This is a genomic window from Pseudoxanthomonas sp. 134C1, assembly GCF_057773065.1.
Genome location: NZ_JBYMTH010000007.1, coordinates 22977 through 43139 on the forward strand (window position 1 = coordinate 22977; position 20163 = coordinate 43139).

Sequence of the window (20163 nt, forward strand, 5' to 3'; positions counted from 1 at the left end):
ATGGATATCAGCAAGCACATCCCGAGCCGCGTCGTCCTGGCCGCGTATGGCCTGTCGCTCGCCTGCACCGCGCTGGCGCAGAGGCCACCACCCTCCGCCACCGCGACCGCCATGCCGGCATCGCCGGTGCAGTGCGATGCGCGGGGCTGCCGCAATGGACAGGGCGCCCTGTTCCGGATCAGCGCGCATGGCGAGGACCAGCCCGCCGCCGGCGGCGGCGACGCGATCGCCCTGCAACGGAACCGACGGGTGGAGACCGTGACCACGCAGGCCTACCAAGGCACCAGCCAGGTGCTGGCCGAAGGACAGGCCAGCATCAGCGGCCACTTCACCGTGGATCTGCCGCAGGGAGGCACCCTGTGGGCCACCGAGGATCCGGCGCTCGGCCAGCCCATCCTCAACGTCCAGGCCGGATCCCTGGCGCCGTTCGAGGGAGGCCGCATCACCCAGCCGGTGCGCTTCCACGCCTACAGCAACTACGCCGCGTTCTACGATCAGCTGCAGGTGTTGATCTACCGTGGCGACGACAACGACCGGGTCACGCCGCTGGCCACCATCACCGTGCCGGTCGGCGCGGTCACCGATGCGCGCTGGGACGGCGGCCTGCCTACCGGCCTGCGCCTGCAACCGGGCGACGTCCTGCAATACGTCGCCCGTGCCCGCGCCGCCGACGGCAGCTTCGACGAGACCCATCCGCGCCGCATCCAGCTGGTGACCCCCGGCGACTACGCGCGTGGCGCGCAGGTGCTGCGCGACGAAGTGCAACGCAGTCACGCCGACAGCCTGGACGCGGCCACCGCCGAGTCGGTGCAGATCATCGAGTCGATCTACGGCAAGAGCGACCTGCGCCTGCGCAACATCCCCGTGTACGGCTCGCGTGTGCGCATCCTCGGCCGCGACATTCCCGAGGGCATGCAGGTCGTGATCGATGGCCAGGGTTTCCCGATCGACCAGGAACGCAAGTTCGTCGCCGAGTTCCTGCAACCGGTCGGCCCGCACCGTTACCAGGTACAGGTGAAATCGTCGCAGGGCATGGTCGCCGACGCGCCGCTGGACGTGAATGTCAGCGGCCGCTACGCCTTCGTCGCCGCGTTGGCGGACCTGACCCTGTCGCGCAACGACGCCAGCGGCGGGCTGGACGCGCTGGCCGGCGACATCCGCCAGGACGACGGCTTCCTGCGCGAAGGCCGGCTGGCGTTCTACGCCAAGGGAAAATGGAAGGGCCGCTACCTGCTCACCGCCCAGGCCGACACCTGGGAGAACGATCTGGAGCACCTGTTCGACGGCTTCCTGGATGCGCGCCCGAACGACATCTTCCGCCGCCTGGATCCGGATCTGTACTACCCGGTGTACGGCGACGATTCACGCACCTGGCGCGACGTCGATACCCAGGGCAAGTTGTACCTGCGCCTGGACTGGGACCAGAACCAGGCGCTCTGGGGCAACTACGCCACCGGCTTCACCGGCACCGAATACGCGCAGTACAACCGCGCGCTGTACGGCGCGGCGCTGAACTGGCGCTCGCGCTCGGCCACCGCGCTGGGCGATCCGCGCAGTCTGCTGAAGGTATTCGGCGCCGAAGCGCGCACCGCGCTCGGCCACACCGAATTCCTCGGCACCGGCGGCAGTCTGTACTACCTGCGCCACACCGATGTGCTGCCCGGCTCCGAGCAGGTGGTGATGGAGGTGCGCGATCCCGCCACCGGCCGGGTCGAGGCGCGGGTGAGCCTGCAACCGGGCGTGGACTACGAGATGGACGATCTGCAGGGACGCCTGTTCCTGACCCGCGCGCTCTCGCAGATCACCCGCGAGAACGTGCGCACCCTGACCCGCGACACCCCGCTGGACGGCTATCGCCAGGTGCTGCTGGTGGATTACGAATACGTACCGTCGGGTTTCGATTCCGACGACGTCACCGTGGGCCTGCGCGGCCGCCAATGGCTGGGCGATCACGTCGCGGTCGGCGCGACCTATGTCGACGAGAACCGCAGCGGTGACGATTACTCGCTCAAGGGCGCCGACCTCACCCTGCAGGCGGGACGCGGCACGTACCTGCGGATGGAGGCGACCCGCAGCGAATCCACGGTCGCGCCGATTTTCTATTCCGACAACGGCGGCCTGAGCTTCATCCGGCGCAACCCGATCACGGGTGCGCGATCCGGCGACGCGCGCATGGTCGAGGCGCGCGCCAACCTGCAGGAGCTGGGCTGGACCCGCCGCGAGTGGTCGCTCGGGGCGTGGTGGCGCGATGTCGACGCCGGCTTCTCGATCGGACGCCAGGACACCGGTCTGGCGATCGAGGAATACGGCGCGGAGTTCCTGGGCCATCTCAACGACGACTTCAGCCTGTACGGGCGCTACAGCCATGCCTCGCACGGTGCGCAGGAACTGGAGCAGACCCAGCTGACCTTCGATTGGCAGCTGACCGAGGACGGCCGGTTCGGCGGAGAGCTGCGCCATCTGAGCGAGCGCGACGGCAACCGCGATGCCGACGCCACCCTGCTGGCGCTCAGCTACCGCCAGCGCTTCGGCGACACGTGGGAGCTCTATGGTGTCGGCCAATACACCCTGGACGACGACGATGGCCGCTACGAGCGCAACAACCTGCTCACCGTGGGCGGAAAGTACCTGTTCGGCGATCGTTCGAGCATCGGTGCGGAAGTCAGCAGCGGCAGCCGCGGCCATGGCGGAAAACTGGACGCCGAATACCGGCTGAGCCCGGACCACACGCTCTACGGTGCCTACAACTACAGCACCGACCGCACCGAACGCGACGGATTGTTTGACACGGCCCTGCAATCGGGCTGGACGCTGGGCCAGCGCTGGCGCCTGAACAATCAGGTCAACGTCTACAACGAGAGCCAGTACCTGCGCGACAACCGCCGCGACGGCGACGGCATCGTCCACACCTTCGGCCTGGATTTCCGTCCCGCGCCCGGCTGGAACCTCGGCTTCACCGTGATGGACGGCGAACTGGACGCGCGCGATGGCCGGGTCGATCGCCGCGCCTACAGCGTCAGCGGCGGCCGCACCGATGCGCGCACCGACTGGTCGAGCAAGCTGGAGTACCGCCGCGATCGCGGCGCCGAGCAGCGCACCCAGTGGGTGACCACCAACCGGCTGTTCCATCGGGTCAACGAAGACTGGCGACTGGCCCTGCGCGCCAACTACGCCGACACCAGGGACGATCTCAATCCGGCCGCCGGCGCGCGCCTGGCCGAGGCCAACCTCGGCTTCGCCTGGCGTCCGCACGACAACACCCGCTGGGCCGCGTTCGGCAAGTACACCTACCTGTACGACCGCGCCTCGCCAGGACAGGAAGACGCCGATCAGTACGACCAGCGCTCGCACGTGCTGTCGTTCGAAGGCACGGTGCAACTGGATGACCGCTGGCAGCTGGCGGGCAAGCTGGCCGGCCGCTGGGGCGACTACCGGATGGGTCGCGGCGGCGGCGCGTGGCTCGACAGCCGCACCGACTTCGCCGCGATGCAGGTGCGCTATCACCTGATCGGCCGCTGGGACGGCCTGGCCGAGTATCGCGTCCTGAAAGTCCGCGATGGCGGCGAACGACGCGGTTGGCTGGTCGGCCTGGATCGCCAGATCCGCGAGAACTTCAAGGTCGGCGTGGGCTACAACTTCACCGACTTCAGCGGCGATCTCACCCAGCTCGATTACCGCCACAAGGGTTGGTTCCTCAACATCACCGGGTACTACTGACGTGCGGACGGCGGCCTGGTGATCCCCTCTCCAGCCAGCCGCCGCCGCACGGCAGTTCCGATGCGCCGAAGCGGGTGCTTCTCCACGCACGGAGGAGGTCCGGCTTCCGCAGTGAAAATCTCGAATCGCTCGTCACGCCGCTGAAAGCGGCCCCCATCCCAACCTTCCCCCGCACGCGGGGGAAGGGGCGGAGCCCTACGCCGCCTTTCACTGCAGCGAAACGGACATGCACCGGCACGGTTCCTGCCTCTGCCGTTCGCAGGAAAGCGAACGAAGCACGGATGCAGCCCCCTCCTCCGCCTGCGGGGGAGGGCCGGGGTGGGGGCAAGATGGCCCCGCATCACTCACACTGCTGAAAGCCGCCCTCCTCCAACCTTCCACCGCACAAGGTGAAGAAGCGGAACCCGTTCCGTCTTCCGCTCCCCGGCGGCGATCAGCGTTCCGGGCGGCGGATCACTTCCGGACCCGCGCCATGGGCTTCACGCGAGCGGCGCAGGAACGCGATGAAATCAACCGCCGGCAACGGCCGCGAGAACAGCCAGCCCTGCGCGTAGTCCACCCCGCGCGCCTTCAGGTAATCCAGCTGCGCCTGGGTCTCCACGCCTTCGGCGACGATGTACAGATCCAGTTCCTGGGCCATTTCGACGATATGCGCGGTGACCAGGCTGGTGGCGGTGTCCAGGCCGATGGTGTCAACGAACGACTTGTCGATTTTCAGCGCATCCAGCGGCAGATCCTGGAGGTGGCGCAGGCTGGAATAGCCGGTGCCGAAATCATCGATGGCCACCGAATGACCGGCTTCGCGCGCTTCGCCCAGGGTGAGGCGGGCGGCCTCGATGTCGATGAAACCGCGTTCTGTGGCCTCCAGCCAGATCTGATTGGCGCGGATACGCGTGCGCGGCAGCACCTCGCCGAGCACGCGCATGAACCGGCCATCGCGGATGTCTTCCGCACACAGGTTGATGGCGATGTGCAGGGAACGATCCGTCGCCAGTTCCGCTTCCAGATCGGCCACGATCCCGTCCAGCACCTGATCGGTGATCGCGGCGATCCATCCGCTTTCCTCGGCCAGCGGGATGAACGCGTCCGGCGGCACCAGCGCGCCTTCGCGGTGCCAGCGCACGAGCGCCTCGGCGCCGACACACGCACCGCTGCGCAGATCCACGATGGGTTGGTAGTGCACGACGAACTGGCGGCGGCGCACCGCGCGCTCCAGATCGGCCAGCGGCGACAGGCGCTGCCGGATCAGCTTGACGGACAATGCCGCCAGCGCGGCCAGCACGACCAACGCCAGCGGCAGCAGCTTCAACTGCTCGCGGCGCAGGCGCTCGGCGACCCCGGGGAGCGGACGCGCGGCAAGCGCTTCCCAGCCGTCGCGGCGGGACACACCGTACAACTGCCCCGCCGCCGTGCCGCCGGATGCGTCGTCGCCCGCCCGCGCCAGCAGCGCTTCCACCGCGGGCGAGGCGGCGGTGAGCGGATGATCGCCGGGCGCATGGAGCGCGATCTCGACGTCGTCCTCGGTCAGCACATCGACCAGTCGTTCGGGATTGACCAGCGCGCTGTAGCCACCCCGGTGCAGTACCAGCATCGGCGGCGCGTTGCGGATGCGCGGCTGCACCCGCGTGCTCACGCCGATGGCGTGGACGGCGGTGAACTCGACCGCGGCGCGCGGAACCCGCTCGTACAGGGTGCCCCACGAGCTGCACTGCAACCGCCCGTCGCGGAAGTAGCCCACGTCCTCGGCCGAGCGCGTGTCGAGGGTCGCGCGCCGCAGTTCCTCGATGTGGCGCGGCGAGCACGGTACGGCGGTGGAGCGCTCGAGCTCGCCGAACGCTTCGTCGACCTCGTCGAATGCGGCGCGGGTACGTTCGATCGCGCGCGCGGCGTGGCCCCGCAGGCCCGACTGCTCCTGCCTCAGGCCGGATTGCCAGCCCAGGTATCCCATTCCCGCCAGCGCGGCCAGGCTGGCGGCGATGGCCAGGCCGACGCCGAGCAGCAACACACGTTCCCTGTCCATGCGGCCATCCGGTTCCAGCGGGTGCCACAGGTTAGGCCGCCGTCCTCCGCCTGCCAACCGCCGGTCGACCGCGTGCCCGCGCGGCGCATGCGAGGCGGCATGTCATCGAACCGGTGGCAGCGAATAGGCCACGCGCAACACGTCGGTGCCGCCCGCCTCGTCGCGCTGGCCGGAGAACAGCAATCGGCGCGGTTGCGACCAATCCAGCATCGGCGCGTAGCTGTCGTAGCGCGGATGATTGACGCCATCGGCCAGGCGCTCGCCCGCGTCGTATCCCGCCGGCCCGGCCACGGCGACGTACAGGTCCACGCGATCGCGCCGCAGATCCGCGGCGCGGCTGAACACGATCGTGCTTCCATCGTCCAGGAACGTGGCGTCGAATTCATCCGCGCCGGTATTGACGCCGCCCGGCAGCGCCGCCGCCTGCGCGAAGCCTGCGCCTTCGCGCGCCGCGACGACATACAGATCCTGCCGCCCCGCGCCACCGGCGCGGTCGCTGGAGAACAGCAGGCGATCGCCTCCCGGCGACAACATCGGCGCGAACTCGTTGCCCGTGCTGTTCACCGCGGGCCCCAGCCATTCCACCGCGCCGAAGGTCCCGCCTTCGACCGCGACCCGGTACAGGTCATCTCCACCCGCGCCCCCGGGCCGATCCGAACAGAAATATAGTTGGCGTCCATCCGCGGAGAACGCCGGATCGAAATCGCGTCCCGGCGTATTGAACGGAAGCGGCACCGGCGGCGACCAGCCATCGCCATGCCGGCGCGACATCCAGAGATCGTAGCCGCCCGCGCCGCCCGGCCGGTCCCGGCTGAACCAGATCGCGGTGCCGCCGTCCGGGCTCAGGGTCAGCCGCACCTCGCTGAACGACGTGGACACCACGCCCGGCGCGAAGCGTTCGACCGGGCCGGTGAAGTCCATGGCCTTCGGTGCGCCGCCGCCGGCCAGCGCGGTCCACAGGGCCACCGCCATCCATCGCATCGTCATCGTGATCGCCTCAGTCCATCCGGGTGAAGTCGCTGATCCAGTCGGTGTCCCAACTCGTCCCGCCATCGCGGGAGCTCGCCTGCTCCCAGCGCGCCGAACGTGGCGTGATCCGCGACCAGATCACCCGCGAGAGGATCGCCTGGCCATCGATAACCTCCTCGCCGGTGAATACGCCGTCGCCATGACGGAACCCGCCCCGCACGGGCGCGCCGATGCGATCCGGCATGCGTCCGTCCAGCCACCAGCTCGACCATTCGCCGCTGGTGGGATCCAGCGCCCGGATGCCCATGCCGCGCACCTCGCCGGCGGGCATCCGCATGAGGTTGTCACCGATGTTGCCGAACCCGCCCAGCACCGGCCAGTTGCGCAGCGTGCCGTCGAACTCGTCCCAGTGATCGGTACGCGACAGGCGCGGACGCCGCCGATGCGCGACCCGCCAGCGGCCGACCAGGAAACTCCAGTCATCGGGCGCCTGCGGCCGCCGCGGCAGCGGTGCGGGTTCCGGATCCGTGCGGGTGAACCAGTTGCGCCAGTTGACTTCCCAGCTGCCGCCATCGTCGTTGGAAAATGCCTGTTCCCACCAGGGACGCACGCCGTGGATGTCGTGCCATTGGAAACGCATGAGAATCGGTTTGCCACGCAGGGTGTCCCGACCGAAGAACGTGCCACCCTCACCGGCGAAGCCGCCGCGCACCGGCGGTTCGATGCGGGTGGGATTGCGCGCGTCCAGCCACCAGATCGCCCATCGCTGCGTGGCCGGATCGAACGCGCGGATGCCCAGGCCGTGATAGGCGCCGCCGGGCAGTTCCATTTCGTTGTCGTCGATCGTGCCGAGTCCATCCAGTGTCGACCACACCGCGCTGCGTCCGCCAAACGACTCCCACTCGTCACTGCCGGCCAGCCGCTCCTTCAGGCGCCGATGGCGGACATTCCAGCTGCCGAGCAGCCAGCGCCAGTCCGCGCGCGGATCGGCCGCCACGCCAGCGACGCCCGGCAGGGCCAGGGCCGGCCAGGGCAGCACGGACGCCGCACCCGCGGCGAACGCCAGCAGCAGGCGGCGACGCGCGGGATCGATTTTGGGAGAGGGAACGTTCGGCATGGCGGACCCGGCGGCAAGGGAATTTCCACCATGCTGCCGCGCCGCGCGGAACGTTGACCACGCGAACATCGGTGCCCAGACTAAGCCGCACTTATGGTCGGTGAACACCGCTTCCCTTCGCTTGCTGCCATCCGCGCCTTCGAGGCGGCCGCGCGGTCGGGCAGCTTCGCGCGCGCGGCCGAGGAACTGGACACCACCGCCGCCTCGGTCAGCTATCACGTCCGCCGGCTGGAGCAGCAGATTGGCGCGCCGCTGTTCCTGCGCGGGGCCAACCGCGTGCAGCTGACCGAGTCAGGCGAGATCGTCGCGCAGGAAGCCATCCGCGCGTTCGCGGCGTTACGGGCCAGCTTCATCCGCGCGGCCGCCGTCAACGAATCCCGGCTCTCCCTGACCACCCTGCCGACCCTGGGCGCGAGCTGGCTGACGCCGAAACTCGGCGGTTTCCGCCAGCGTCATCCGGACATCGCGATCGAACTGGATCTGTCGGCCACCGCCGAGGATCTGGCCGGGGGGCGCTTCGACGCGGCGATCCGCAACGGCCACGGGCAATGGCCCGGCCTGCGCGCGGTCGAACTGTTCCCAAGCATCTTCATGCCGCTGTGCGCGCCGGCGCTGAAAGCCGCCGCCGCCGATCTCGCGCGACCGGGCGGCGCGTCACCGGTGCCGCTGCTGGGCCGGCCGGACTGGTGGGCGCTGTGGTTCCGCAGTCTCGGCGACGACACGCCGGCGCCCCCCGAACGCTTCGCCACCCAGTTGTCCGCCGAGCACCTGGACATCGCCGCGGCCATCGCCGGCCAGGGCATCGCCATCGGCTCGCCGCTGTTGTTCCATGACGAGATCGCCGCCGGCCGGCTGGTGCCCGCGCATCCGCACGTCGCCGGCGATGGCCGCACGTTCTGGTTCACCTACCCGGTGGCGCGGCACGCCAGCCGCAAGATCGCCTGCTTCGGCGATTGGCTGGAAGGCGAAGCCGCGCGGGCGCGCGACGCCGCGCGCGGCTGGCTGCGCGCGGCGCGGGTTCCGGGCACCTGAGCCCGCGCCCGATCAGGGCGTGGTGGCATGGCGCAGATCCAGTTGGTCGCGCGGCGGCCGTTGCACGCGCAGCGCCTGCAAGCCGCACACATCGACATTCTCGTAGACCATCTTCTGGCCGGTGCGGAAGGTGAAGCGCACGTCGTAGCGGCAGCCGGCGCCACGCAGTTCGACCGTCGAGGAATCGCCACCGCCTCGCACCGCCTCGCCCAGGGCCACTTCACGGAACTCGCCGCTGCCGGGTTCGGACACTTCCAGCCGATCGATGCTGTCGTGGGCGCGGTTGACCAGCGCCAGGTAACGGATGCCGTCCGGGGTCGTCGGCGCCGCGGACACGGCGAGGGCCGGAACGGCCAGGAACGCCGCGACGAACGCGGCAATCGGGAAGGAATGGCGCAGACGCATGAGGAAATCTCCGTGGCAGCCGGCCGCCGCCATGGCCGCCGTTGCGCGCATCTGGCGGCTTCCCGCGCAATCCCCGCAACGGAGTTGGGACGAATCGTCGTGGCCGCGTTCCGAATCGTAGTGGGCGGGCCTTGCTTTTTCTTTGCGTGGAACTGCGCTTAGGATGCCCTGCCCCACCCGCCACCGACCCGCCGCGACCGCCGCATGAAGATTCGTCTGGGAACCATCGAAATCGGCCTGGCCCGCTACCTCGCCCTGTGGTTGCCGGTGACCCTGGTGTTCGTCGTGCAGGGCATCATCGACGACCTGGCCTCGGGTCAGCTGTGGGCGCTCACGGACTATCTGCGCTGGTCGATCATCGTCTGGTACATCTGGGCCGCGCTGGCGCCGTGGGTGTTCCGCCTGGCCGAACGCCATCCGGTGCAGCCGCCGTATCGCGCCGGGCCGCTGCTGTTCCACCTGTTCGCCGCCAGCGGCCTGACCCTGCTGTCGATGGTGGCGGGCGCCTTCATCTCCACCTTCTTCGAGCCCAGTTCCTTCGGCGAACAGCTCTTCCAGTTCTTCACCAAGTACATCACCATCGGCGTGGTGACCTATTGCGCGCTGGTCGCCATCCAGCATTCGCTGCGCTTCCAGGCCGAGAAGGCCCGGCGCGAACTGGAGGCCAGCCAGCTGGCCACCGAACTGGCGCAGTCGCGCCTGCAGGTGCTTAAGACCCAGCTGCAACCGCACTTCCTGTTCAACACCCTGCACGCCATCGTCACCCTGCTGGACGAGGACAAGGTCAGCGCCGAGGACATGCTGCTGCGGCTGAGCGATCTGCTGCGCGCGTTCCTGGAGGACTACGACGGCCAGGAGATCACCCTGCGGCGCGAACTGGCCCTGCTGGATCTGTACCTGGGCATCCAGCGCAAGCGCTACGGCGACCGGCTCGCCACCCAGATCTACATCGCCCCGGACCTGCTCGACTGCGCGGTGCCCAGCCTGCTGCTGCAGCCCATCGTCGAGAATGCGATCCGCCATGGCATCGGCAAACGGGTGGGCGGCGATCGCATCGAGATCGAGGCGCGACGCGATGGCGAACACCTGCTGCTCGAAGTGCGCAACGGCAACAGCGTGCTGGAAGAGGGCGGCAGCCCGGATGGCCACGGCATCGGGCTGTCCAACACCCGTCTGCGCCTGCGTGAGCTGTACGGCGAGAACGCCGACCTGCGCCTGGACATGACCTGGCCGCAGGGCGTGGCCTGCCGCATCCGCCTGCCCTACCGCGTGCTGGTGGAAACCGACGACCAGCCCGAGCACGTCGCCGCATGAGCATCGGCGTGCTGGTGGTGGACGACGAGCCGATCGCCCGTCACGCGATCGTGCGTCAACTGCGCGCGGATCCGGACATCGAGGTGCTGGGTGAATGCGGCGACGGCGCATCCGCGCTGGCGGCGATCCGCGCGCAATCGCCGGATCTGGTGTTCCTGGACATCCAGATGCCGGCGATGACGGGTATTGAAGTGGTCGACGCGATCGGCCACGGACGGATGCCGGCGATGGTGTTCGTCACCGCCTACGAGCAATACGCGGTCAAGGCCTTCGAAGCCAACGCGGTGGATTACCTGGTCAAGCCGTTCAGCCGCGAGCGCTTCGCGGCGACGCTGGCGCGCGCCAAGGATCGGCTGTCGGCCGTTCGCGATCCGCGCGGCGGCGAATCACAACGGATCCTGCAGGCGCTGGAGGATCTGCGCCAGCGCGACGCCTGGCTTCAGAGGATTCCGGTCAGGGTCGACGAGCACGTGGTGCTGGTGCCGGTGGACGACATCGTCTGGATCAAGGCCAGCCGCAACACCGTCGAACTGCACCTGGCCGATCGCGTGCACGAACTGCGGGAGACGATGGCCACGCTGGCCGAACGCCTGGATCCACGCCACTTCGCCCGCATCCACCGCTCGGCGATCATCAACGTGCGCCGGGTCAAGGCGATCCATCCGTGGTTCAACGGCCATCACGTGGTGACCCTGGACACCGGACAGGAGCTGCGGATGAGCCGCTACCAGCACGAGGCCTTCCTGCGGCTGGTGACGACGCGACGCGAATCCTAGCCACGACGACTCGCACTGTCCCCGGCGTGACGCCCTTCCACGCCCCGGAATGCTGTCCGATGCCGCTTCACTTCGCGCCGACGCCGGGCGTCGCCGGCGCATCATCCGTCGGGTCGAACTACTGCAACTCGCCTGACATTGAATCCGATCCGGATCCCGGGCGGCATACCCTGCACTAACATCCCCGGCTCCGCAGCGGATTGCCCCCCGAATCTCCCGATCACCTCGCGCACCCGCCTTGAGCGGGTGGATGCGAGGGCATCGGAGCCCATTCTTTCCCGGCGTCCCTTCGGCACATTCCGCCTTGCCTGGTGAACGCCATGGATACGCCATTCCCGATCAGCCGCAGACCTCACGCACTTCTTTCCGAGCCGTTTCCGAAGGTATGGCGCGCAGGCCGAGCGCCATGACGAGCGGTTCTTCGGTGATTCGGAATCGTGGCACGGCCAGTGATTCCGAATCCAAGCCGGTCCCGCATGCCCGTGCCCCCCATGCCCCATTGCGGTTCACATCACTCCGTCCCCACTTCTGGCCGAATCCACCATGCACTTGATCCCTCCGCGCCGCCCCGGCGGTTTTACCCTGATGGAACTATTGATCGCGATCGCAGTGGTCGCCATCCTGGCGATGGTGGCGTACGCCAGTTATCGAAACCATGCGCTCAAGACCCGAAGGATGGCCACCGCGATATGCATGCTGACCTACGGCCAATCCCTCGAGCGCTACCGCAGCCTGAATCTGCGCTACCCCGATTTCTCGGAAAAGCCCGGTTCGGGCGAACTCATCCCCGCGGCCACGGATCCCGCCTGCCTTCGCGAAACGTCCGAGCATTACCGCTACTTCGTGTTCAAGGGCACCCATCTGAACCCGTTTGAAGTCAGGGTCAGCATCCAGGCCGCACCGCTTGGATCGCAGCAGGAAGACAAGTGCAAGCATCTGCGTTTGTCGTTTGACGCTTTCAACACCGTCCACTGCGATGGCGTTCCCTACCAGGTACTGGAAACCTACTGACGAACCGTTTTCCGGTATCGGCGAGCCACGAGGTCGAACGGGCTGGGGGGACGAAGGTTCATGCATTCCGGCGAATCTGCGCCTGTGAAGCCCGAGCCGGGGACGGCGCTCCCGTCGTGGCGGCCTTGATGACGAACACCGAGACGGCGTCGTCGAGTCCCTGCGCCTGCCGACGCAGGTCGCCCGCGGTCGCGGCGACCTCCTCGACCACGGCGGCGTTCTGCTGGGTGGTCTCGTCCATCTGGGTGATGGTCTGGTTGACCTGCTCGATGCCGGCGGACTGTTCCTGCGAGGCGGCGGCGATTTCGGCCATGATGTCGGTGACCCGCTGGACCGAGGCGACAATCTCGCCCATGGTCGCGCCGGCCTGGTTGACCAGTGCCGAGCCGGTGGACACCTGGTCCACCGAGGCCTCAATCAGGCCCTTGATTTCCTTGGCCGCGTTGGCGCTGCGCTGGGCGAGCGTGCGCACCTCGGAGGCCACCACGGCGAAGCCGCGGCCCTGTTCGCCGGCCCGGGCGGCTTCCACCGCCGCGTTCAAGGCCAGGATGTTGGTCTGGAAGGCGATGCCGTCGATGACTGCGATGATTTCGGCAATCTTGCGCGAGGCCGCTTCGATGTCGCGCATGGTGGTGACGACCTGGCCGACGACGTTGCCGCCCTGGGAGGCCACCGAGGCCGCGCCGATGGCGAGCTGGTTGGCCTGGCGGGCCGAGTCGGCGTTCTGGCGGACGGTGGAGGTCAGTTCCTCCATGGAGGCGGCGGTTTCTTCCAGGTTGGCGGCCTGCTGCTCGGTGCGGCGGGACAGGTCGGCGTTGCCGGAGGCGATTTCGCCGGCGGCGGTGTTGATGGCGGTGGAGGCGTCCTGGATGCGCGAGACGATGTCGGTCAGCTGGGCGACGGTGGCGTTGGCGTCGTCGCGCATGCGGGCGAACACGCCGCCCAGCGCCTGGCTGCCGTCGCCGTCCATGCGCACCGTCAGATCGCCCTGTGACAGCGCCGAGAGCACGTACTGCAGCTTCGACAGATTGCCCTGCAGCACCTCGAACAGATCGTTGATGCCCATCGCCAGCGCCTGCAGGAATCCCCGCTTGCCGGAGACCTCGATCCGCCCCCCCAGATCGCCCCGCGTCGCCGCGCGCACCAGTGCGGTGATCTCCTGCTCGACCATGCGCTCCATCGCCAGGCTCTTCCATTCCAGGGTCGCTCCGGTCTGCTCGCCGTCGAGATCGATGGGATTCACCACCAGCTGATAGTGATCGTCGCCCAGCGCGATCGGCTGCTCGAATGCCACGCCCTCATCGCGGAGCCGCCGCGCCACCGGCGCCAGCGCGTCGTCCAGTTCCTGCAACGGCATGCCCTCCGGTGCGGCGACGCCGCGCGGTGCCAGCGCGTCGCGCAGACCCTGATTGGCGAACGCCACCGTGCCGTCGGCCGCCAGGACCATCAAGCCGGTATGCGCGTGATCCATCGCCTGCCGGATCCGCGCGTTCTCGCGCGCGGCGGCGCGTTCGCCGGCGATGCGCTCGCGCAGGCGGACCTGCATGTGCGACAACGAAGCCATCAGGCCACCGATTTCATCATGCGGATTGTCGATCCGTATCGCGCCGTCCAGCCGGTCATCGGCAATCGCGCCGGCGACTTCGGCGGCGTCGCGCAACGGGCGCCCCACGGCCCGCAGCACCGCCCACAACACGCCGCCCAGCACCAGCGCCACCGCCGCCAGGGTGATGGCGAAGAACGCCGCCATGCCGAACCGTTGCGCACGCTGCGCGCGTGCGGCGTCCGCCAGGCCGAGCTCGCGCGCGCGTTCCAGATCCGCCAGCGCGGGCGCGATGGCGGCGGCCGTGTCTTCCAGCGAAGCCACTTCCACATCCAGTCCCACCCGGGCCGCGGTGTACGCCAGCAGCGCGGCCTGGTAGGCCTCCACCTGTCCGCGCAGGCCATCGCGCGCGGCCTCATCGATCGGTGTCGACGACAGCACCAGCTCGAACGGCAGCTTCTCCTCGCTCACCCGATCCGACCGCGCCGCGTCGCCGGTGCGCAGGAATTCGCTTTCGAAACGCCGCATGCGCTGGAGCGATGCTTCCAGTGCCGGCGCCTGCGTGGCCTGCGTCGCCTCCTCCAGCGCCTGCCCCGCCACGTCCAGGATCGCGGACAGGCTCGCGTCGCCCTGTCCCATTTCGTCCACGCGCGCGTTCAGCGCATCGATGCCGGTGGCGAATTCGTCGATGCGCGCGGCGGCGGCGTCCATCCGCTTGCGCTCGGCGATACCCGCCGGGTGTTGGCGCAGTCGTGCCAGGTCACCTCGCAACCGCTGCTGCGCCCGGGTCAGCGCTTCGCGGTCGGCGGGGTCCAGCCGCGCCGCGTAGGCGGTCTGCAATCGCCGGGTCTGTTCGACCTGTCGTTCCAGGGCTGCCAGCAACGCGCCATAGGCCTGCTGCGCCTGGAAGGTCGCGGCGGCGCGCGTCTGGCCCGCGCTGGCCTGCCAGTACGACAAGGCGATCAGCGCCAGTCCCGCGCCGGCCACCCAGGCGCACAGGCGGAGCTTGCCGGCGATCGTCATCCGTGCCAGCCGCCGCGTCAGCGCGGCGCGGATCAGGCGAAAGGAAGGGCGCTTCCAGGAGGAAGGCAGGTGGAAGGGAATCGGCATGGGGGACTCCGAGCAAAATTTTGCATCGGTATCGGCCGGCTTCCGGGAGTCTTTAGCGCGGATTTTCTTCCGCCCTCGAAGTGCTCCGGTGGGGTTTGCGCAATGGGTGCCGTTGTAGCCGATGCGTGCGACACCGTGATGACGTGGCCTCTCGGACCCGTTCCCGCGTGGCCGCGGGAGATGAAGGATCGTCATCAGCGGCGTCGCGGAACTGTCATACAGGCGCGCTAGGTTCGCGGCCCCATGTGCATCTCCGAATCCGCCGTCGCATCCGATCCCCTGCTGGAGGCGGTCCTGCACGGCCGCGAACTGCTGGCCGCGTTCCAGCCGGTGGTCCGGCTGGAGGACAACCGCGTGGTCGCGCACGAGGGACTGATGCGCGTCGCCGGCCGCGCCTGCTCGCCGCTGGAGCTGCTGGACCGCGCGCGCGGCGCCGGCCGCCTGGGCGAAGTGGAGACCGTGGCCGCCGGAATCCTGGCGCGCAGCTTCGACTTCGATCGTGGCGGGCGCCTGCTGGTCAATCTCAGCGCGCACGCCATCCTCCAGGGCGAGCTCCATCCGCAGCAGGTGATCGAGAGCCTGCTGTCGGCCGGGCGCGATCTGGGACGCTTCGTCATCGAGATCACCGAACGCGACATCGTCGAGGACGTCGGCCGGCTGGCGGACGCGCTGGGCTACCTGCGCGCGGCCGGCATCCGCATCGCCCTGGACGATTTCGGCAACGGCCATTCCAACTTCGAGCTGTGGCACGAACTGTCGCCGGAGTACGTCAAGCTGGACCGCTACCTGATCCATCACATCGCCGACAGCCCGGGTCGGCTGAGCATCGTCCGCGCGCTCGTGCAGGTGGCCGAGAGCCTGGGCGCGGAACTGGTCGCCGAGGGCGTGGAGCGGTTGCAGGACCTGGCGATCATCAAGGATCTCGGCATTCCCTACGCGCAGGGTTACCTGCTCGGGCGCCCGGCCAGCGAAGTGGCGCTCGCGGTTCCGGCGGAAGTGCGCGACGCGCGTTTCGAGAAGCTTCCGGTGTGGCCGCGCGCGCGCCGGGCCTCGGATTTTCGCGGAGTCACCGCCGCGCACCTGCTCATCGATGCGCCGTCGCTGACCGACGAGGCCAGCAATTTCGACGCCGAGCAGTTGTTCCGCCACCATCCGGATCTGCCTTCGCTGCCGGTGGTGGACCGCGACGGCCTGCCATTGGGACTGATCAACCGCCGGGTATTCAACGAGCGCATGGCGGTCCCGTTCGCGCGCGAGCTCAATGGCCGCAAGTCCTGCGTCCTGCTGATGCACGCCGCGCCGATCGTCTGCGATGTCGGCCAGAGCATCGACGCGATGTCGGAAATCCTGCTAGGCGAGGATCAGCGCTATCTGTCGGATGGTTTCATCATCACCCGCGATGGCCGCTACCTGGGCGTGGGCACCGGCGAGGCGCTGGTGCGGCGGGTCACCGAACTGCGCATCGAGGCCGCGCGCTACGCCAATCCGCTGACCCTGCTGCCCGGCAATATTCCTATCTCCGAGCACATCGGCCGCCTGCTCGAAGCCGGCCGCCCCTTCGTCGCCGCCTACTGCGACCTCAACAGCTTCAAGCCCTACAACGATCAGTACGGCTATTTCCGCGGTGATCGCATGATCCGCCTGGTCGCATCGACCCTGCTCAAGCACGTGCAGCCGAACATGGACTTCGTCGGCCATGTCGGTGGCGACGATTTCGTGGTGCTGCTGCAGAGCGAAGACTGGGAGCGTCGCTGCCGCGACATCATCGCCGACTTCAACGCCGCCTCGCGGGCACTGTTCGACGAACCGGATCTGGCGCGCGGAGTGCTGGAAAGCGAGGACCGCAGCGGGCGCTACACCACCTTCCCGCTGACCACCCTGACCATCGGCATCGTGCAGGTGGACCCCGCCCGTTTCGACAGCGCCGAGCAGGTCGCCTCCGACGCGGCGGCGGCCAAACGCCATGCCAAGCGCCACGGCATCGGCCTGCATTCGGTGGCAACCGGGGAACCGGTCACGGAATAGCCACGCCATTGGCGGCTGTCACACAATCAGAACGCGGCCTTCGTATAGTCCGCCGCATGGACACCTTGGCCGAAATCCGGACCGCTCTGGATGCCGCCAGCGACCGGCTGGCGCGGGGTCTGGTACGCCAACCGCCGCAGGAATTCCTGGACGAGCTGTGGACGCACGTCTATGCCGGCGCGCCGGTGGACCTGCAGCCCTACGTCTGGTCGAGGCTGGTGGAACTCGGCAACGGCCTGATGCTGCCGGCCGGCCAGAACGACCGCTTCCAGCCACCGGCCAGCCACTACCGGCTCTGATTCTCCGGGTTGTTTTCCCTGCTCATGCGAACGGCCGGTCGATGGCCGGCGACGGTGGCGTGAACCACTGCGCGCCCGCTTCGGTCACGTGGAAGTGATCCTCCAGCCGGACCCCGAACCGTCCGGGCACCACGATCATCGGCTCGTTGCTGCAACACATGCCCGGCTGCAGGGCGGTCGCATTGCCGCGCACCAGATAGGGCGCCTCGTGGACCGCCAGGCCACAGCCGTGACCGGTCCGGTGCGGCAGTCCCGGCAGGCGGTAATCCGGCCCGAGGCCGGCGTTCTCCAGCACCCGGCGCGCGGCCAGATCCACCGCTTCGCAGGCGACGCCCGGCCGCACCGCCGCGAACGCGGCCGCCTGCGCGGCCTGTTCCAGATCCCAGATGCGGCGCTGTTCGTCATCGGCGCGGCCGTGGATCCAGGTGCGGGTGATGTCGGAGTGGTAGCCCTGCACGCTGCAACCGGTATCGATCAGGACCAGATCTCCCTCGCGCAGCGACTGCACGCCGGGCACGCCGTGCGGAAACGCGGTGGCGTGGCCGAACTGGACGATGCAGAACGTCGAGCCGGCATCGGCACCCAGCGCGCGATGCGCGTCGTCGATGAAGCGGACGAGTTCGGCGGTGGTCGTGCCCTCGCGGGCGATGCCGGCGGCCAGCCGGTGGACATGCAGGGTCATGTCGCAGGCCTGCTGCATCAAGGCCAGCTCGGCGGGCGACTTGCACATCCGGCAGCCGTCGATCAGCGGCGTGGCGTCGGTGATCATGCGGGCTTCGAGGTGATCGCACAGACCATGATGGATGGCGAACGCGGCCAGCGGATCCAGCGCCAGCGTGCGCGCGCCGCGACTTTTCATCGCCTGTGCCACGCGCGCGTAAGGATCCTCGTCTTCCTCCCACAACCGGGCCTCGGCCGGAATCCTGAGCACCGCCTCCAGCGAACCGGCCTCGAAGGCGGGACAGATCATCACCGGCAGGCCCTGCGCGGTGATGAGCAGCGCCACCAACCGTTCACTGGCGCCCCACGGCACCCCGCAGAAATAGCGCAGCGACGCACCCGCGTTCACCAGCAGGGCGTCCACGCCACTCGCCCGCATCAGCGCCCGCGCGCGCTCGATGCGCGCCTGGTATTCGTCGGCGCCGATCGGCGCGGCGCGCGTCGGCCAGGGGCGCAGCGCCGCTTCGGCATCCGCCCGCGAGAGATGACCGATCTGCGCATTCATGCGCTGGCTCCCACGTCGGCGTCGGTCCAGCGACCATCGATCTGGCGGGCAATGCCACCGGGATTACGATCGCGCAGCAACGCGGGCAAACGCGCGTCCGGCACATGGTCGTAGCTGTGCAGGGCCGCGAACCGGCGGATGGCGGCGGGCATGCCGACCGCGGTGAAGCCGGGGTGGCTGGCGCTGGGCCAGGGTCCACCATGATTCATCGCCGCGCTCACCGCCACGCCGGTCGGCATGCGGTTGGCGATGAGGCGTCCCACCCGGGAGCGCAGCAGCGGCGCCAGTCGATCATGGAGCGCATCGTCGCGGCCGTCATCGGCCGCGTAGACGGTGCCGGTCAGTTGTCCTTCCAGCGCGCGCACGATGGATTCCATCTGCGCCGGATCACGCGCCCTCACCAGCAGGCTGACCGGCCCGAACGCCTCCCGCTGCAAGGCCGCTGGGTTGGCGAGGAACCGGTCACCGTCCACGGTCAGCAACGTGGGCCGGCAACGGAAGCCGCCGCCGGTGGCGTCGTCGCCACCAGCCAGCACCGTGGCGCCCGCCGCGACCAGCGCGTCCACCGCCGCACGCAGGTGTTGCCGTCCTCCACGCGACAGCAACAGGCCTTCCGGCGCATCGGTGAACCCGCGACGCGCGGCGTCGGCGAACGCGTCGCCGTGCGTGCCTTCGGGCAGCAGCACCAGGCCGGGATTGGTGCAGAACTGCCCCGCGCCCAGCGTGCAGGAGGCCAGCAGTTCCTGCGCCAATGCCTCGGCGCGATCCGCCAGCGCGCCGGGCAGCATCAGGACCGGATTGACGCTGGACAGCTCGCCATGGAACAGCACGCCGGCCGCGTCGGCCGCGGCTTTCAGCGCCTGCCCGGCGGCGCGGCTGCCGGTGAAGGCCACCGCGCCGATGCGCGGATCCCCGGCGGCGCGCAGTCCCAGCGCGGATGGCAGCTGATACAGCATCTGCACGCTGGCGGCGGGCAGTCCGGACGCCAGCAGCGCGGCGTGCGCCAGTCGCGCGAGTTCGCGGCTGGTTCCCGGATGGCCCGGGTGCGCCTTGGCGATCACCGGCGTGCGCGCGGCCAGCGCGGAGGCGAAATCGCTGCCGGCGATGGCGTTGAACGCGAACGGGAAGTTGGCCGGACCGAGCACCAGGACCGGCTTGCCCAGCGGCGCCAGCCACGAACGCAGGCCGTTGCCGGTGTCGATCGTCGGCAACGTCCAGCTGTGGCTGCGCGCGGCATCGGCGGCCAGCCGCAGCTGCCCGCAGGTGCGCGGAATTTCCGCGCCGAGGAATCGCGGCGATACCGGCAGCCCGGTTTCGCACTGCGCCAGTTCAGCCAGCGCCTCGCGGTTGGCTTCGATGGCGTCGGCATAGCGTCCGAGGAAATCGGCGATGCGCGCCGGGTCCACCGCGGCCAGTTCCTCCGTCACCGCGCTCGCGGCGGCGATGGCGGTTTCCAGATCCCGTTCCCCGCTGATCGGGAATTCCGCGCCGAACGCCTCTCCGCGATCCGGATCCTCGGCGCGGAACCCGTCGGACGCATCCAGGCTCCGCCGCCATTCCCCGGCCAGCAGGACCGGCGCCACCGTGTCGCCCATGGCCG

General features: G+C 69.1%; 14 protein-coding genes. 7 read left to right on the forward strand and 7 right to left on the reverse strand.

The window, feature by feature from the left end; genetic code table 11:
- Positions 1-3717: an RHS repeat domain-containing protein gene (locus tag AC3DEZ_RS13750; protein ID WP_488388713.1), complete on the forward strand. Its 3717-nt coding sequence runs from the start codon at positions 1-3 to the stop codon at positions 3715-3717.
- 433 nt (positions 3718-4150) lie between these two features.
- Here the strand turns inward: AC3DEZ_RS13750 and AC3DEZ_RS13755 are convergent, their stop codons facing one another.
- The 3 genes from AC3DEZ_RS13755 to AC3DEZ_RS13765 all read right to left on the reverse strand — a co-directional run bounded on the left by AC3DEZ_RS13755 (position 4151) and on the right by AC3DEZ_RS13765 (position 7823).
- Positions 4151-5737, reverse strand: a complete 1587-nt coding sequence (locus AC3DEZ_RS13755; protein ID WP_488388714.1) for an EAL domain-containing protein — start codon at positions 5735-5737, stop codon at positions 4151-4153.
- 102 nt (positions 5738-5839) lie between these two features.
- Positions 5840-6724 (reverse strand): TolB family protein, encoded by an 885-nt coding sequence (locus AC3DEZ_RS13760; RefSeq protein ID WP_488388715.1) that lies wholly within the window; start codon positions 6722-6724, stop codon positions 5840-5842.
- 10 nt (positions 6725-6734) lie between these two features.
- Entirely contained in the window at positions 6735-7823 is a 1089-nt protein-coding gene (locus AC3DEZ_RS13765; protein WP_488388716.1) for a hypothetical protein, read from the reverse strand.
- Positions 7824-7916: 93 nt separating this feature from the next.
- Here AC3DEZ_RS13765 and AC3DEZ_RS13770 point away from each other — a divergent pair, with 93 nt between their 5' ends.
- Positions 7917-8855, forward strand: coding sequence for a LysR substrate-binding domain-containing protein (locus AC3DEZ_RS13770; RefSeq protein ID WP_488388717.1), 939 nt, complete (start codon positions 7917-7919; stop codon positions 8853-8855).
- A 12-nt stretch (positions 8856-8867) separates the two neighbouring features.
- Here the strand turns inward: AC3DEZ_RS13770 and AC3DEZ_RS13775 are convergent, their stop codons facing one another.
- On the reverse strand, positions 8868-9260 hold the full coding sequence (locus tag AC3DEZ_RS13775; protein WP_488388718.1) for a hypothetical protein: 393 nt from the start codon (positions 9258-9260) through the stop codon (positions 8868-8870).
- 204 nt (positions 9261-9464) lie between these two features.
- Between AC3DEZ_RS13775 and AC3DEZ_RS13780 the strand changes: the two genes are divergently transcribed.
- The 3 genes from AC3DEZ_RS13780 to AC3DEZ_RS13790 all read left to right on the forward strand — a co-directional run bounded on the left by AC3DEZ_RS13780 (position 9465) and on the right by AC3DEZ_RS13790 (position 12361).
- On the forward strand, positions 9465-10574 hold the full coding sequence (locus tag AC3DEZ_RS13780) for a sensor histidine kinase (protein ID WP_488388719.1): 1110 nt from the start codon (positions 9465-9467) through the stop codon (positions 10572-10574).
- A complete protein-coding gene (locus AC3DEZ_RS13785) occupies positions 10571-11350 on the forward strand; it encodes a LytR/AlgR family response regulator transcription factor (protein WP_488388720.1) in 780 nt (259 codons plus the stop codon). Before AC3DEZ_RS13780 ends, AC3DEZ_RS13785 begins: the two co-directional genes overlap by 4 nt.
- Before the next feature lie 543 nt (positions 11351-11893).
- A complete protein-coding gene (locus tag AC3DEZ_RS13790) occupies positions 11894-12361 on the forward strand; it encodes a type IV pilin protein (RefSeq protein ID WP_488388721.1) in 468 nt (155 codons plus the stop codon).
- A 58-nt stretch (positions 12362-12419) separates the two neighbouring features.
- Here AC3DEZ_RS13790 and AC3DEZ_RS13795 read toward each other — a convergent pair whose 3' ends face one another.
- On the reverse strand, positions 12420-15014 hold the full coding sequence (locus AC3DEZ_RS13795) for a methyl-accepting chemotaxis protein (RefSeq protein ID WP_488388722.1): 2595 nt from the start codon (positions 15012-15014) through the stop codon (positions 12420-12422).
- A gap of 243 nt (positions 15015-15257) precedes the next feature.
- Between AC3DEZ_RS13795 and AC3DEZ_RS13800 the strand changes: the two genes are divergently transcribed.
- The gene (locus tag AC3DEZ_RS13800; protein ID WP_488388723.1) at positions 15258-17039 is read left to right on the forward strand and encodes an EAL domain-containing protein; all 1782 of its coding nucleotides are present in this window, start codon (positions 15258-15260) and stop codon (positions 17037-17039) included.
- 56 nt (positions 17040-17095) lie between these two features.
- Complete coding sequence (locus AC3DEZ_RS13805; protein WP_488388724.1) at positions 17096-17338, forward strand: hypothetical protein; 243 nt, start codon at positions 17096-17098, stop codon at positions 17336-17338.
- Between the two features lie 22 nt (positions 17339-17360).
- Here AC3DEZ_RS13805 and AC3DEZ_RS13810 read toward each other — a convergent pair whose 3' ends face one another.
- Positions 17361-18563, reverse strand: coding sequence for a M24 family metallopeptidase (locus AC3DEZ_RS13810; protein ID WP_488388725.1), 1203 nt, complete (start codon positions 18561-18563; stop codon positions 17361-17363).
- A complete protein-coding gene (locus tag AC3DEZ_RS13815; RefSeq protein WP_488388853.1) occupies positions 18560-20158 on the reverse strand; it encodes an aldehyde dehydrogenase family protein in 1599 nt (532 codons plus the stop codon). Before AC3DEZ_RS13815 ends, AC3DEZ_RS13810 begins: the two co-directional genes overlap by 4 nt.
- Positions 20159-20163: the final 5 nt, after the last annotated feature.

What these genes read in the sequence shown, in the direction of transcription:
- AC3DEZ_RS13775 (WP_488388718.1), bottom strand. Translation starts at nt 9,260, where the DNA reads ATGCGTCTGCGCCATTCCTTCCCGATTGCCGCGTTCGTCGCGGCGTTC.
- AC3DEZ_RS13765 (WP_488388716.1), bottom strand. Translation starts at nt 7,823, where the DNA reads ATGCCGAACGTTCCCTCTCCCAAAATCGATCCCGCGCGTCGCCGCCTG.
- AC3DEZ_RS13750 (WP_488388713.1), top strand. Translation starts at nt 1, where the DNA reads ATGGATATCAGCAAGCACATCCCGAGCCGCGTCGTCCTGGCCGCGTAT.
- AC3DEZ_RS13800 (WP_488388723.1), top strand. Translation starts at nt 15,258, where the DNA reads ATGTGCATCTCCGAATCCGCCGTCGCATCCGATCCCCTGCTGGAGGCG.
- AC3DEZ_RS13810 (WP_488388725.1), bottom strand. Translation starts at nt 18,563, where the DNA reads ATGAATGCGCAGATCGGTCATCTCTCGCGGGCGGATGCCGAAGCGGCG.
- AC3DEZ_RS13780 (WP_488388719.1), top strand. Translation starts at nt 9,465, where the DNA reads ATGAAGATTCGTCTGGGAACCATCGAAATCGGCCTGGCCCGCTACCTC.
- AC3DEZ_RS13790 (WP_488388721.1), top strand. Translation starts at nt 11,894, where the DNA reads ATGCACTTGATCCCTCCGCGCCGCCCCGGCGGTTTTACCCTGATGGAA.
- AC3DEZ_RS13760 (WP_488388715.1), bottom strand. Translation starts at nt 6,724, where the DNA reads ATGACGATGCGATGGATGGCGGTGGCCCTGTGGACCGCGCTGGCCGGC.
- AC3DEZ_RS13755 (WP_488388714.1), bottom strand. Translation starts at nt 5,737, where the DNA reads ATGGACAGGGAACGTGTGTTGCTGCTCGGCGTCGGCCTGGCCATCGCC.
- AC3DEZ_RS13770 (WP_488388717.1), top strand. Translation starts at nt 7,917, where the DNA reads ATGGTCGGTGAACACCGCTTCCCTTCGCTTGCTGCCATCCGCGCCTTC.
- AC3DEZ_RS13815 (WP_488388853.1), bottom strand. Translation starts at nt 20,158, where the DNA reads ATGGGCGACACGGTGGCGCCGGTCCTGCTGGCCGGGGAATGGCGGCGG.
- AC3DEZ_RS13805 (WP_488388724.1), top strand. Translation starts at nt 17,096, where the DNA reads ATGGACACCTTGGCCGAAATCCGGACCGCTCTGGATGCCGCCAGCGAC.
- AC3DEZ_RS13785 (WP_488388720.1), top strand. Translation starts at nt 10,571, where the DNA reads ATGAGCATCGGCGTGCTGGTGGTGGACGACGAGCCGATCGCCCGTCAC.
- AC3DEZ_RS13795 (WP_488388722.1), bottom strand. Translation starts at nt 15,014, where the DNA reads ATGCCGATTCCCTTCCACCTGCCTTCCTCCTGGAAGCGCCCTTCCTTT.